The 14,169-nt window shown below is 67.3% G+C and carries 13 protein-coding genes and 1 tRNA gene; 2 read left to right on the forward strand and 12 right to left on the reverse strand.

Features of this window, described 5'->3' with window-relative positions; all coding sequences use genetic code 11:
• Positions 1-679 precede the first annotated feature (679 nt).
• A complete protein-coding gene (locus tag PI246_RS14145; protein ID WP_320551951.1) occupies positions 680-943 on the forward strand; it encodes a hypothetical protein in 264 nt (87 codons plus the stop codon).
• A 13-nt stretch (positions 944-956) separates the two neighbouring features.
• Here PI246_RS14145 and PI246_RS14150 read toward each other — a convergent pair whose 3' ends face one another.
• From PI246_RS14150 to rnd, 8 genes are all read right to left on the reverse strand, one after another.
• Positions 957-1,328, reverse strand: coding sequence for a hypothetical protein (locus tag PI246_RS14150; protein WP_320551952.1), 372 nt, complete (start codon positions 1,326-1,328; stop codon positions 957-959).
• Between the two features lie 261 nt (positions 1,329-1,589).
• Positions 1,590-4,703, reverse strand: coding sequence for an efflux RND transporter permease subunit (locus PI246_RS14155; protein WP_320551953.1), 3,114 nt, complete (start codon positions 4,701-4,703; stop codon positions 1,590-1,592).
• Positions 4,703-5,827, reverse strand: a complete 1,125-nt coding sequence (locus tag PI246_RS14160; protein WP_320551954.1) for an efflux RND transporter periplasmic adaptor subunit — start codon at positions 5,825-5,827, stop codon at positions 4,703-4,705. The genes PI246_RS14155 and PI246_RS14160 overlap by 1 nt, the downstream gene beginning before the upstream one ends.
• A complete protein-coding gene (locus PI246_RS14165; protein ID WP_320551955.1) occupies positions 5,824-7,098 on the reverse strand; it encodes a TolC family protein in 1,275 nt (424 codons plus the stop codon). Before PI246_RS14165 ends, PI246_RS14160 begins: the two co-directional genes overlap by 4 nt.
• A gap of 71 nt (positions 7,099-7,169) precedes the next feature.
• Positions 7,170-7,532 (reverse strand): hypothetical protein, encoded by a 363-nt coding sequence (locus PI246_RS14170; RefSeq protein ID WP_320551956.1) that lies wholly within the window; start codon positions 7,530-7,532, stop codon positions 7,170-7,172.
• A gap of 56 nt (positions 7,533-7,588) precedes the next feature.
• Positions 7,589-7,798 carry a helix-turn-helix transcriptional regulator gene (locus PI246_RS14175; protein ID WP_320552098.1) on the reverse strand — a complete coding sequence of 70 codons (210 nt, stop codon included), beginning with the start codon at positions 7,796-7,798 and terminating at the stop codon, positions 7,589-7,591.
• 7 nt (positions 7,799-7,805) lie between these two features.
• Complete coding sequence (locus PI246_RS14180) at positions 7,806-8,225, reverse strand: DUF2178 domain-containing protein (RefSeq protein WP_320551957.1); 420 nt, start codon at positions 8,223-8,225, stop codon at positions 7,806-7,808.
• 79 nt (positions 8,226-8,304) lie between these two features.
• A complete protein-coding gene (gene rnd / locus PI246_RS14185; protein WP_320551958.1) occupies positions 8,305-9,426 on the reverse strand; it encodes a ribonuclease D in 1,122 nt (373 codons plus the stop codon).
• A 105-nt stretch (positions 9,427-9,531) separates the two neighbouring features.
• Here rnd and PI246_RS14190 point away from each other — a divergent pair, with 105 nt between their 5' ends.
• Entirely contained in the window at positions 9,532-11,487 is a 1,956-nt protein-coding gene (locus PI246_RS14190) for a formylglycine-generating enzyme family protein (protein WP_320551959.1), read from the forward strand.
• Positions 11,488-11,509: 22 nt separating this feature from the next.
• On the opposite strand, the gene tmk is transcribed toward PI246_RS14190, so the two are convergent.
• The 4 genes from tmk to metX form a co-directional block, all read right to left on the reverse strand.
• The gene (gene tmk, locus PI246_RS14195; protein ID WP_320551960.1) at positions 11,510-12,148 is read right to left on the reverse strand and encodes a dTMP kinase; all 639 of its coding nucleotides are present in this window, start codon (positions 12,146-12,148) and stop codon (positions 11,510-11,512) included.
• A gap of 86 nt (positions 12,149-12,234) precedes the next feature.
• Positions 12,235-12,321: transfer RNA gene (locus PI246_RS14200), tRNA-Leu, on the reverse strand.
• 23 nt (positions 12,322-12,344) lie between these two features.
• A complete protein-coding gene (locus PI246_RS14205) occupies positions 12,345-12,923 on the reverse strand; it encodes a cysteine dioxygenase family protein (RefSeq protein WP_320551961.1) in 579 nt (192 codons plus the stop codon).
• A gap of 111 nt (positions 12,924-13,034) precedes the next feature.
• On the reverse strand, positions 13,035-14,138 hold the full coding sequence (metX, locus tag PI246_RS14210; protein WP_320551962.1) for a homoserine O-acetyltransferase MetX: 1,104 nt from the start codon (positions 14,136-14,138) through the stop codon (positions 13,035-13,037).
• Between the last annotated feature and the right edge of the window lie 31 nt (positions 14,139-14,169).

Here is a 14,169-nt window from a genome sequence, read left to right on the forward strand (position 1 = left end):
CGTCCCGGATCGTTCGGGGGACGCGATGCAAAGGACGGGCCAGCGGCGACGTGCGCGGTGGAGGCGCCGGCGGATCGCTCCGCGATGTCGTTGCGAGTGTCCGCGGTCACGACGGGCGGACACGGTCGGACAATAAAAAGCGTCTTCGCGGACGTGCGGGGATGTCGCATGGATGCAGGCCTTGCCGCCGCCGCGGACGGTGAGGCCCGAGCCTTCCGTGTTGAACGAGGCGGACTGCCCGAGCAGCGAGGGTGTATACCGAGGTCTCCCTGCGGCACCGCCCAAGTGCAACGCGCTCTGGCGCTACAAGGTCGCAACAACTCTCATGGGATCGAACCATCCATCGGGCCATAGGGTCGATTGCTGGGATAGGCCCCCGGACTTCCTTGAAGAACCCATAAAAAAGCCCGCAGAGGGGAGCTGCGGGCTTCACTGCATTCCATCGGGTGCCAAGGCCATTGAGCAGGGGAACTCGGGCGTTGGCGGTGGGAAAGTCGCCTCACGACGACCTGGGAGTAAGACTAGCCCCCCTGCGATTAATGTCACCTGTATCTGGACCCGCAAAATGCTTCGATCCGGGCACAGCCTGCGTGAGGTGGCTGGAGGCACGGCTGTCACCGTTTCGTCACCCTTGAATCGGCGACGCTTGGACGTGCTCTTAACCCCATGGCCCGAACCGATGCCCGACCGCGACTGCTATTCCATCGACATTGACGCTGAATTAATGGTCGGAGGGCGTTACGAAGCCCACCTGGTGATCAGTCGGTCCGATGGCGAAGTCATCGTGCGTCATCGGCTGAACCGGCGTTTCGATACGTATAGCGAGGCACTGATGGCTGCCTACGAGCGCGGCCGCCACACGGTGGATTCGATGCGCGACGATCGGCTTGAAGCGCGGATCGAAGTCGTGCCGTTCTCCGCGCCGGCCGCGGCGCTGGCCTGAGCGGCCGATCCCGCTACTCGAACGCCCGATCGATCGCTCGCGAGAGCTGGTCCAGCGCTCGGGCGTAGCCTGCCGACGGCGAGGCGCCTTCGGCGCCCAGCTGGGTCACCAACGCGGCGGCAGCGGCATGGACCGCGGGCATGCCATAGTGCTCCGCCTTGGTCGACGCGGCCTGCGCATGCAGTCGGGCTTCACGCCAGTCCTGCTGCAGCAGGGTGCGACTGATCGCCACCGCCTCACGGAGCAGGTCTGCGAGATCGAGCTCACGGGCGACGTTTTCGTGCTCCCACGCGCCCGCCCCGATGGCCCGCGATGACCTCACCGGGGCGTCCGGCCACGGACCGTCGCCAGGCGTGCCGGGCGCGAGTTTGGCGAGGGTTCCCATCGTGTCCTGGTCTCCATGAAAGGCTCGCCCCATGCAAGCCGCCCTCGGCAGCAGAGTCGCCGTCGACGATGGAGGGTTTGGAGCATCCGCCGCGACGAAAACGTGATGACGCCGCATCACGCCACGCGGGTCCGCCGTAGCGCGGCCCGGAGCCACCGCGCGCTGTCGTGGCGTGGATCATCGGTCATGGCGACGGCTGCCGCCACTGCCGTTTATGCGGTAGGTCGCCGATCTCCCGTGCTGGCGACGGCGTCCCAGGCGCTATGTGCCCCGTGTCTCGCGATCGGCGCGGCGCTGCTCCATCCCGTCGTACAACACCGGCAGCAAGATGAGGGTGAGCAGTGTCGACGTGATCAGGCCACCGACCACGACGGTGGCCAGGGGACGCTGGGTTTCCGCGCCCACACCGCTCGACACCAGCATCGGCACGAGGCCAAGGATGGCGACGCTGGCCGTCATCAGCACCGGGCGCAGACGCAAGGCGGTGCCTCGGATGACCGCATCCCGCACACCCAGGCCCGAGCGCCGTTGCGCGTTGAGAAAGCTGACCAGCACGATGCCGTTGAGCATGGCCACGCCGAACACTGCAATGAAGCCGATGGCGGAGGGCACGGACAGGTACTGGCCCGTCACGAACAGGCCGACGATGCCGCCTATGGTCGCGAACGGCACGTTGGCGAGGATCAAGCCGGCATGGCGTACCGAATGGAACGCGGTGTAGAGCAGGATAAAGATGAAAAAGATCGTGGCAGGGACGATGATCGACAGGCGCGTGAGCGCGCGCTGCTGGTTCTCGAACGCGCCTCCCCATTCCGTGTAGTAACCGGTAGGCATCTGGACCGATCTGGACAGCGCCGCATTGGCGTCCCGCACGAACCCGTCGATGTCGCGGCCACGCACGTCCATCTGGATGACGGCGTAACGCTGCAGCTGCTCACGACGAATGAACGAGTAACCTTCCGCCGTGGAGATCCTTGCGACCTGGTTCAGCTGCACAAGGGCACCGGAGGGCGTGCCGAGAGGAAGGCGCGCGACCTCCTGGATCGATGCCTTGCTGGCGTCATCCAGGCGGACGGTCATGTCGAACCGCTTCACGCCATCGAGCACCGTACCGACCGGTTCGCCGCCGATGCCGTTGCGCACGACCGTGAGAACGTCGTTGGCGTTCAGGCCGTAGCGGGCCAACGCCTCGCGATCGACCTCGATGCGGATCTGCGGTTTGCCGATATTCGCTTCCAGCGCCAGGTCGGCGACGCCCGGCACGTTGGCGAGCGTGTCCTTGATTCTGGCGCTCAGGCGGTCGAGTTCATTCAGGTCGTTGCCATACAGCTTCAGCGCGAGCGTGGCCCGCACGCCTGAGACCAGTTCCTCGATGCGCATCTGGATGGGCTGCGTGTCGCTGACGACGGCGGTGGGCAGGAGGCCGCTGAGCTCACGCTGCATCGCGTCCTGGATGGACGCCAGCGTCTCGCCCTTGCGCCACCGCTCTTTCGGCTTCAGCGGGGTATACACCTCCATGTAGTTCACGTCCGCCGTCTCGCCTTTCTCCGCGCGACCGATCATCGCCAGCGTGGTCTCAACCTCGGGGAACGTCGCCTGGATGCGGTCGGCGATCCGCCGGGAAACGTCGATCGATTCGTCGAGCGACGCGGAGGGTATGGATGTGATGCGCCACATGATGGCGCCCTCGCGCAGGTTCGGCATGAACTCCTTTCCCAGGAACGGGAACAGGGCCAGCGAACCGACCAGCGCTGCGGCCGCGATCGCGACCACGGCCTTGCGATGGCCGAGCGACCATGTCAGGACGCGTGCGTAGCCGCGCTTGAGGTAGGCCACCAGACGCGTGTCCTTCTCTGGCCTGGGCTTCAGGACCAGGGCTGCCAACACCGGTATGAGCGTCAGCGACAGAAGCAGGGAGCCGGCCATGGCGAAGCTGATGTTGAACGCCATCGGCTTGAACATCTTGCCTTCGAGCCCCTGCAGGCTGAACAGTGGCAGGAACACCACGATGATGATCAGGATGGCGAACGCGATGGGCGCGGCGACCTCACGTGCGGCCTGCAACACGGCGGAGGTCTTATCTACCGTCTCGCCGTGCTCAAGCCGCTCGGCCATGATGCGGAACGCGTTTTCCACCATCACCACGGCGCCATCGACCATCATGCCGATGCCGATGGCCAGGCCCGCCAGGGACATCAGGTTGGCCGACAGGCCGGCCTTGGCCATGCAGATAAACGCGATCAGCATGGCCAGGGGCAGGGTCACGACGACGATCAGGGCGCTGCGCAGCTCGCCTAAAAACAGGAAGAGGATGAGCGCCACGAGGAGGGCACCTTCGATCAAGGCTCGAACCGCCGTGCCTACGGCCGCATCCACCAGGTCCGTACGCTCGTAGACAGGCTTGATCACGGTGCCTTCGGGCAGCGCCTGCTTGACCGTGTCCAGCTTCGCCTTCACGGCGTCGACCACGCTCTTGGCGTTTTCGCCGATGCGGGCCAGTGCCTGGCCCATGACCACTTCCTTGCCGTCCCGCGTGACGGCGCCGGTGCGGGGAGCACCGGCCTCGGTGACCGCCGCGACGTCCCGAACGTAGATCGGGGTGCCGTTTTCGGTCTTCAGGACGATATGGCCGATGTCCCTGGCGTCTTTGACCCGGCCGAGCCCGCGCACCAGGTACTGCTCGCGGCCGACATCGATGACGTTGCCACCGACCTGTGCGTTATTGGCTTCCAACGCCTGGATGACGTCCTTGAAGCTCAGGTCGTGGGCGATAAGGCGCATGGGATCGATGCGCACCTGGTACTGCTTTTCCTGGCCACCCCATGAGGTGACGTCGTCGACGCCGGGTGCCGTGCGCAGGATAAGCCGCACGGTCCAGTCCTGCAGCGTGCGCAGGTCCATGTCCGACGGGGCCGTCTTCAGCGTTTCATCCGCCCGTTCGACGGTGTACCAGAACACCTGACCAAGGCCCGAGGTATTGGGGCCCATTTCGGGTTTGCCGTAGCCGGCCGGGAGGCGATCGCCCACCTGCTGCAGGCGCTCGTTGACCAGCTGGCGAGCGAAGTAGATGTCCATGTCGTCTTCGAAGTACACCGAGACGTAGGACAGTCCGAAGAGGCTGACCGAGCGGATCGCCTGGACGTTCGGCAGGCCGGCAAGGGCCGACTCCACCGGGGTGGTCAGCAGCGGCTCAACGTCCTCCGCGGCCAGGCCCGAGGCTTCGGTGTAAACGTTCACCTGCACCGGCGTCACATCGGGGAACGCATCGATCGGCAACGTGCGCACCGCCCGATAGCCGAGGGCGGCGACGACCACGAACGCGATGACGACGAGGACCTTGTACTTCAGCGAGAGTGCGACGAGACGTTCCAGCATCACTCGTCCCCCAGCTGCGAGCGGAGGATTCGCGCCTTGAGCGTGAACGCGCCCTTGCTCACGTACGGCGTGCCTTGCGTGAGACCCTGCTTGATGTCGGTCCAGCCGTCGCGCGTCTCGCCCACGTCGACGGGCACCGGCTCGAACTGGCCCGGCTTTTTGCCTCTGACGAATACCGTGGGTTGGTTCTGCAGGAGGACGACAGCCTCTGCCGGCACCGCGAGCTGCTGCGCCTGCGAGGTGATGGCGATACGGGCTTCAACGAGTTCTCCGGGGTGAAGGCGGTCTTTGTCGTTGGGCACGTCGATCCGAACGTCGACGGTACGCGTCCTCTCGTCGGTCTGGTGCGCGCGCTGGATCACCTTGCCCTGCGTTTCCGAGTCATGCGCGACGATGGTGGCGGGGGCACCGGGATGGACCTGTTCGGCGACCGCCGGGGCCAGTCGGGCATCGACCCACACGGAGGATTCGGCGACAACGGTAAACAGCGCGCGACCGGGCTCGATGCGCTCGCCGACGATGAAGCTGTCCGTGGTCACACGGCCGTCCTGCGGGGCGATGAGTTCGAAGCGGCCGTCCGCCGCCGACGAGCCGCGCTTGACGAGTGCGCTGATCTGGCCATCGGAGAGACCGTAGGCCTTGAGCTTGGCCCTGGCCTGATCGCGCTGTACGAGCGACTCGTTATAGCGTCGCGCCGACACGGCCTCCGGGCCGAGCGATGACACACGCGCCCAATCCTGGGCGGCGACGATCAGCTCGCCCTGGGTCTGGGCGACGTCGACGCTCGACAGAACGACGAGCGGCTGCCCTTTCCTCACCACGTCACCCCGCTTGACCTTGCGAGCGACCACCTGCGAAGCGACCCGAGGAGAGACCAGCGCGGTGGCGTAGGCATCGACCTTGACCTCGCCGGGAGCGCGGACCTGATCGGTCACGGAGCGCAGCGCGGCGTTGGCGACGACGATCCCGGCCTCCTTGATGGCGGCCGCGTCGAGCGCCAACGGATGGAATGCGGGGGCATCGCTCGCCGGTGGGGCTTGCCCGGCGACGGCAGCGCGAGGTGACGCGACGGTCAGGGCGACGGCGAGCGTCACGGCGGTAAGACGGAACGAATCACGCATCATGGCGAAGCATCCTTGGAGGTGCCGTCGACCCATTCGGTCAGGCGGCCGGAGGCGGCGAGAAAGTCGAACCACGCCTGCCAGGTCTGGCTTTCGAGAGCGATGCCCGACAGAGCGGTGTCGAGGCTTTGCTTGAGCTGCACCAGGTAATCGGACGTGCTGATCTCACCGGACCGCCAAAGCCTGTCGAGCAGGTCCGCGCGCTCGTCGAAGGCGCCGGCGCGACCCTGCCGGAACCCCGCGCTCGCTGCGCGCATCGCCTCATAGGTCATTCCGGTTTGCTTGAACACCGCATCCGAACGCAGCTCGGCGGCGCGAAGGGAGGCGAATGCGGCGTCCGCATCGGCCCGCGCCGCGCTCACCTGGTCACGCCCGCTCGCGAGGTTCGGGATCGGGATCGAGACGCTGATGCCGATGACGCGGTCGGTGCGGGGCCCGCTGCGTACCTGGCCGCCGGTCAGGCTCAGCGTGGGATCCGGGCGACGGTTGCGATCGGCCACGGTCACCGCGGCATCGGCACGGTCCTGCTCGGCCTTTGCCTGTCGCCGTTCGGGGCGCTCGATGGTCGGGACCGGCGACACGGCCCCGGCCATGGGCGGCAGGGCCCGTGGAAGCTCGGGAAGTGGACCGTCCGGGTTCCCGCCGAGGGTGGCTAGCGCCGAGCGCGCCGCGAGTTCCTGGGCGTCGAGCGTCGATTGCTGGACCTGGGCCTCGCCGAGGGCCAGGCCGGCCAGGTCACGCTCGGGCCGGCTGATGTCGCCGACGTTGAAGCGCTGTTCGGCCAGGCGGTCGAACTGGCGCATCAGCGCGACGCGGCGCCGACCCAGCGCGCTTTGTCGCCGCGCGAGCGCCGTGGTCGACCAGGCCTTGAGCCATTCGAGGGCCACGTCGCGACGCTCGAGCATAGATGCCGCCTCGCGTGCACGGACCTCGGCGTCGCTTTCGGTGACACGGGCATCGCGCTTATCGAAGACGTCCAGCGTCAGGCTTGCGCCGACGGTGCGACGATCGACGTCCGCGTTCTCACCATCGAGTTGGACGGAGGGGGTATAGACGGGCCGCCCGGCCGCCTTGGCACGCTCCTGGGCGGCGCGAAGGCGGGCATCGGCGGCCTGGATCCGGGGGCTCTTCTGCCAAAGATCCTGGATCGCCGCCCGCAAGGCGGGCGGCGGCGTGGGCAACGAGTTCGTCTGGCCCATCGCCGGCGAAGCGATGGACGAGACGGCAAGCAGCACGCACACCACGCCCTTGGGCGCTGCACGTAGCACGAACATGAGGGGATACTCCTAAGATACGCGCGCGTCACACCGCTGCGGAGGACGCAGCGGTGCACCAAAGCAGGCGCTTAGGCGATCGGTGGCCGCAAGGGCGATGCCAGGATGCGCACCGTCGGTGCGATCGGCGGGTGGATGTCTATCGAGTCAACGGCGAGGTGGGCGGCGACCACCAGGGCGGGTGCCGGCAGCGTCGAAGCATGGGCACAGGCGCAGTGACAGCCACCGCCCTCGCCCAGCATGCAGTCGTCGACGCTTACGGCGCCTGCGTCGGCTACCGCGACCAGGTCCGTCGCATGGCCTTCGGGGCCAGGGATCATCGCGATTCCCTGACCGTCGAGCAGGCACGCGCTCGCGCTGGCTATCTTGAGGAACACCGCGAACGCCAACAGCACCCACACGCCCCGGTGGGTGCGAAGACGTTGAAGACGCATGGCGGGGCGGCTCGACATAACCACCGAGAATACGGGCGCAAACACGTGTTAGACAATCACGCCGGCGATCGCGGCTCCCAGCCGAACACGTCGTCGAGCGGTTTGCCGAACACATCGGCGATGCGAAACGCACACTCGAGGCTGGGCGAGTATTTGCCCGCCTCGATCGCGGCAATCGTCTGCCGCGTGACGCCGACACGCTGGCCGAGCTCCGCCTGAGTCATTTCGCCGGCCATGAAGCGAAGCGTGCGGATGCTGTTGGTGATGCGTTTCTCAGGCACGCAGGCCTCGCCGGTAGCCGACAACGATCAGGCCGTGACGCACGACCTCGGCCAGCGCGATGGCAAAGACCGCGGCGTTGACGATGTCCATGCCTTGCTTGTCGAACGGCATGACGCAGCCGACCAGGATCATGCCGACCATCAGCACGCGATAGGCCACCGCGGAGGCCTTGTGCTCGATGGCCCGGTCGCGTTCGTCTTCGGCATCATCGGGTCGCCGGCGCCACCGCTGCGCCAGCCATGTGCCGCCCGCGACGAGTCCGAGCACGCCAAGCGCCGCGGCCAGCAAGCCGATGCGCAGGGCGATGGACGACGCGTCGGGCCTGACAAGGGCGAGGGTCGAGAAATACGCGCCGAAGATCACGATCAGGGCGCTGAGCCAGACCTGCGCGAAACGCTCGTTAGGCAGCATACGAAGACCCCCCGTCTGAGATGAGGGGGTCAATGTATGGCGGGCTTCACTTCATGTCAAATATTTTTTACATGAAGGTTTATTCCGGGAGGAGCGCGGCGAGCCGCTCGTGGAGCACGCCCTTGCGCCAGCCTTCCAGTGCCTCCGGCCAGGTGCCCGCGCTCATGACGTATTCCTCCAGCGAACGACGCGAGCAGAGCAGGCCAGCCGGCAGGTCAAGCTGCGTCGCCAGTTCATCGACGACGGTGCGCATCTCGTTGATGGCGCGCTTGGCGTCCCCGAACGGATGGCCGATGACCGGCGCCGTGGCGGCGATCTCGTCGGGCGACACCGGCGCCTGCAAGACGGCGAAGAGTTCGTCGCGCTGTTGCGAACGCAAGGCGCGGGTGCCACGCGTGCGTTCTTCGAGGGCGGCGAGAGTGGCCGCGGGCTTGTCGACGAGATCGAGCGCATGCGCGTCTTCGAGCAGCCACGAGCGAGGCTTGTCGAGTGCCCGGGCCGTCGCGTCGCGCCAGCGCAGCACGCGACGGAGCAGGGCCTGCCGTTCCGGACGCCATTCGGCGGCGGGCTTGAAACCCCGTTGCGGCTGCGGATCGCCGTCGCGTTGGCTGGCGCGCCGTTTCATGCGCGCGCAATCCTCGGCATGCCATTCGGTGCGACCGCGTTCGGCGAGGCGATCGGTAAGGATCGCGTGCACCGGATGCAGGTGCACCACGTCGAGCGCCGCGTAGCGCTTCTGCGACTCGGTCAGCGGCCGCTGCAACCAGTCGCTGCGTGTTTCGCCCTTGTCCAGTTCATCGCCGACCAGTTCGGCCACGAGCGCGCGATAACTGATGCCAAGGCCCATGCCGACGTAGGCGGCTGCGATCTGCGTATCGAACAGCGTGTGCGGGCCCTCGGGAAGGTAAGGCGAGAGCGCTTCGAGATCTTCGCCCGCGCTGTGCATTACGGTGACCACCGGTGGCGCGCCCAACGTGCGCGAGAGGGCATCGCCCAACGGGAACGCAAGCGGGTCGATCAGCGCATAACGCCCGTCGTGGGCAAGCTGGAGCAGGGCCAGTTGCGGATAGAACGTGTTCCGCCGCATGAATTCCGTGTCCAGGCCGACGACGGTCCCCGGGCCGATGGGCGTGAGCCATTCGGCGAGCGCGTCGGGACGGTCGATCCAGGGGGCGGAGGGAGCGAGGTCGCTCGGCGGCATGCGTGCATCCTGAGTGAGGGCAGGGTGCGCCCGCGTGTTGCCCCGCGGCGCGCGATTCCCTAAGGTGGCAGCGCACGATAGCAGGCCGACGCGGAACCGCCCACCATGCCCAACACCGAAACCGTCCGCCGACAGCGTGCCATAGGCGGTGCGATGGGCGTCGCCGTGCTCGGGTTCGCGCTCTTCTATCACTTCTTTCCTCAACTGCTGCACGTGCAGCCCAGCCAGAACACGCCACGCTCGCCGATGCGCGGGCAGCCGACCACCATGGGCTTCGACCAGCGTCCGCAGGCGGCCGCGCCGGCGATGGCGTCCGAGATCGACGCGGGTCCACCGCTGGTGCTGGCACCGGCCTCGGTCATCGCCGCGCGTCGCCGCGAAAAGAACAACGACATCCAGTTGCCTGCACAGGCGACGCCCGACAGTCCGGAGCTCACCGCGATGCTCGACCGGGCCGACCGGGCGCTCACCGCCGATCGGCTGGTCGGTAAGGAAAGCGCCGCGTCGCTGTACATGGCCGTGCTCAAACAGAAAGCCGACAGCCAGCGCGCCACCGCCGGCATGAACGAGGTGCGCGCTCGTCTCGTCGCCGAGATCGAGCAGGACATCGTGCTGGGCGACGCCGACGCCGCTCGCGATTCGCTGGACGCGCTCAAGTCGCTACCGGACAGCGCCGCCGACGCCAACCCGCTGCAGCAGCGGCTCGCCGTGCTCGACAAGGTGCGTCCGCTGCTCGGCAAGGCGGCGGAACAGTTGCGCGACGGCCATGCCAACCAGCCGCGCGGCGACAGCGCGCTGGACACGTACCGGCAGGTGTTGCAGCTGGACCCGGACAACGCCGTCGCCCTGCAAGGTGTGACCCAGGTGCAGCACGTGGTGCTCGACACGGCGCTCGCCGCCGTCGCGCAGAACGACTTCAAGGCGGCGGACGCCGCCTTGGCCGAGGCCGCGGTCATCGAACCCGAGTCGCAGGCGCTGCAGGACACCCGTGGTCGTATCGAAGGCATGCGCCGGCAGAGCGCGGCCGGCGTGCTTGCCCAGGCCCGTTCCGCGCTGGACGCCGGCAACCTCGAACTCGCCCAGCAGCTCGCCACCCAGGCCCAGCAGATCAGCCCGGACGTCGCCGGCATCGACGACTTCAACGAACGTCTCACCAACGCGCGGCTCTACGCCAGCTACAAGCCGGGCCAGGTGTTCGCCGATCGCTTCGTGGACAGCACCGGCCAGGCTCCCGCCATGGTGGTGGTGCCCACGGGCAAGTTCCTGATGGGGTCGCCCGACGGCGAGCGCGGCCACGATCCCAACGAGGCCCCGGTGCACGAAGTGCAGGTCGACAAGGGCTTCGCCGTGGGCCGTAGTGCGGTCACGATCGGCCAGTTCCGCGACTTCGTGCGCGCGAGCGGCTACACGCCCCAGTCGCAGTCATTGCAGGGTGGCAGCGTCTACGACGAGGCCAGCGGCGGCCTGCGCGACGACAGTGCCGCGACCTGGCAGGACGACTACCTCGGTCGCCCGGGTCAGGACCGCTTGCCGGTCATCAACGTCTCGTGGAACGACGCCAAAGCCTACGCCGACTGGCTTTCCCAGCGCACCGGCAAGCGTTATCGCCTGCCCAGCGAAGCGGAGTTCGAATACGCCCTGCGCGCCGGCACCACCACCCGTTACTGGTGGGGCGACGGCAACCCCGCGAACAAGGTCGAGAACCTGACCGGCGCCAACGACCGCTCCGCGTCGGGACGACGCTGGAGCAACGCGTTCACCGGCTACAAGGATGGCTACTGGGGACCGGCCCCGGTGATGAGCTTCTCGCCCAATCCGTTCGGTCTCTACGACATGGGGGGCAACGTGTCCGAATGGGTGGCCGACTGCTGGCACGATAACTACATCCGCGCGCCGCGCGACACGCAGGCCTGGGTCAACCCTGGCTGCGGCCGTCGTGTGATCCGCGGCGGGTCGTGGGGCAGCGCGCCCGACATGGTGCGCTCGGCCTACCGGCAGGGCGCGTCAGCCGACCTGCGCAACGCGCGCGTGGGCTTCCGCGTGGTGCGCGAATTGCAGTAGGGAAGGACGGACGCCGCCCGGTTCAGTGGGCGAACGGCGTGCGGGCGGCCGCCTTGCGCGTCGTGGTGGAGGCAATCGCGTCGAGCGCCTGGGTGAGCACGGCCTCGGCCGACGCCGTCGCGTCGATCTGTACGGTGTGGTCGAGCGACATCGCCTGGAAGATGCGCCGGCAACGCGAGAGATTGTCGTCGGTCTCGAAGTGGTTTGGCCGGTCGCCACGGCGACGGATGCGCTCCAGGCCCACGACGGGGTCGAGATCGAGCAGGAGCAGCAGGTCCGGACGCGGGGCGAAGGCGTTCCTGGCCATCACCTCGTCGATATCGAGCCCCGCCGCGCCTTGATAGGCCACGTTCGACGGAAAATAGCGATCGAGAATCACGACCTCGCCGCGCGCCAGCGCAGGCTGGATCAGGTTCGCCACATGCTCGCGCCGATCACGGACGAGCAGGTCGAGTTCTTCATCGGGGGTGAGGCGGCCGGTGGAGGCCGATTCGCGCAGGCGGGTTCCCCAGGGGCCGTTCGTGGGCTCCTTGCTCAGCGTCACCACGGTACCGTCTGCGGCGAGGCGGTCGCGAATGGCCTGGGCGAGCGTGGTCTTGCCCGCGCCGTCGATGCCTTCGATGGCGATGAGGAGGCCGCCGGGGATGGAAAACGATGCCATGGGCTGGGACTGTACCTCATGCGATGGGAGGCCGCGCGGGCATGCCCGGGGCATGAAAAAAGCCGCTCGAAAGCGGCTTTAGCCATTGGTGCCGAAAGTGGGACTCGAACCCACACGATATCACTATCGGCGGATTTTGAGTCCGCTGCGTCTACCGATTCCGCCATTTCGGCCCGAACCGAGGATTATGCGCGAATCAGTGGACGCGGTCGAGGCCTAACTGGCGTTCGGCACGCTGATACCACTCGTCACCCTCGGGATTGAACACGGCGCATTGGGTCATGCGACCCGAATAGATGTGCAGGCTGACCGCCACGGCATCGTCGCTGGGATTGCGGATGGTGTGGTATTCGTGCGGCGGGATCAGGCTGCCGGCCGAACCGGGACCCGCCTGGATCGAACCCACGGCCCGGAAGCGGTAACGCTCGGCCTCATGACCCAGCAGTTCGTACTGGACGATTTCCAGTGCGCCGTTCCACACGCCCTCGACGCACCACATGCCGCTGTGGTCGTGGATCAGCGTGCCCTGGCCCGGGCCCCAGGTCATGGCGACCACGCTGTAACCGTGCTCGTCGCTGCGGTAGAGCTCGCGGCGGGCGTAACGGTCGCCGGCGGTCTCCAGCACGCAGGCGGGCAGTTCGACTTCCTTGGAGCGGATCAGCTTGCAGAGCTGGTGGCGCAGGGTGTCGGTGATCTGGGCGGTGGTGGGCTGGGCGACGGAAGCGTCGATGGCTTCGATCAGCTTGCGACAGCCCGGAAACTCTACCGTGATCATGGGGTTGCGACCTCTGGACGTTCGTCGCCGCGAAACGCGCGGCTGTGCCCCATCATAACAGGCCGCCCGGGCGACGACCGCGACCGGGGGTCGCGGTCGCCTGATCGCTGTCTAGATCGACGCGAGGAAGCCGCCGATCGCCTTGCTGTAGTTCTCGATGTCCACCAGGAACGCGTCATGGCCCTGTGGCGAATCCAGGGCGACGAAATCCACGGCCGCCCCGGCCGCCTCGAGCCCGCGGGCGATGGTTTCCTGTTGCTCCAGGGGAAACAGGATGTCGGTGCTGACGCCGATGACCAGCGCGCGCGTCACCTGGATGCGTTGCAGGCCGCGCATGACATCGCCGTCGCCGTACTCGGCCATGTCGAACCAGTCGCTCGCGCGCGAGAGGTAGAGATAGCTGTTGGGATCGAACTGGCGGTTGAAGCGCCGCGCGTGAGCTTCGAGGTACGACTCCACCTGAAACTCGAAACCGAACGGCGCGTTGTCGTCGCGCTCGTCCGCATCCAGGCGGATGCGCGCGAAACGGCCGTTCCATTCCATCGCGGACCGATAGGTGATCACGCCCAGCTTGCGGGCGATGCTCATGCCGTGTTCGGGCCACACGTCGTCGTCGTAGTGGCCGCCGTTCCAGCGGGGATCCAGGCGGATCGCCTCGCGCTGCAGCGAGCGGATGGCGATGGCGAACGGCTGCGCCTGGGGCGCGGTGTCCACGCTGATATGCGTACGCACCGTACCCGGGTGCAGCAGCATGTAGGCCAGCGCGCTCATGCCGCCCATCGAGCAGCCCACGAGGCAGGCCAGGCGGGCGATGCCCAGGCCGCTCACTGTCTCATGGGCCGCGTTGGCGACGTCTTCGAGCGAGAGTTCGGGAAAGGTCAGGCGATAGGGCTCACCGGTGGCCGGATCGATGGAGGCGGGGCAGGTGGAGCCCTTGTCGCTGCCAAGCGAGTTCACGCAGATGACGTGGAATCGATCGGTATCGAACGCCCGGCCGGGTCCGATCATGGCCTCCCACCAGCCGGGCGAGGGATCTTGCGCATTCGCGGCGGCGTGCGCGCTGGGCGACAGTCCGGTCAGGATCAGTATCGCGTTGTCGCGTGCCGCGTTGAGGGTGCCCCACGTTTCGTATGCCACGCGGGCGCCCAGCAGTTCGCCCCCGCGCTTCATGCGAAACGGGGACGACAGCGGGTGGTAACGGCGGGCGTCGCCCATGAAGCGCTCCTTCTTGCGATGACGCGGCGGG

Origin of the sequence: Luteibacter sahnii, assembly GCF_034063545.1 — a bacterium.
Lineage (GTDB): Bacteria > Pseudomonadota > Gammaproteobacteria > Xanthomonadales > Rhodanobacteraceae > Luteibacter > Luteibacter sahnii.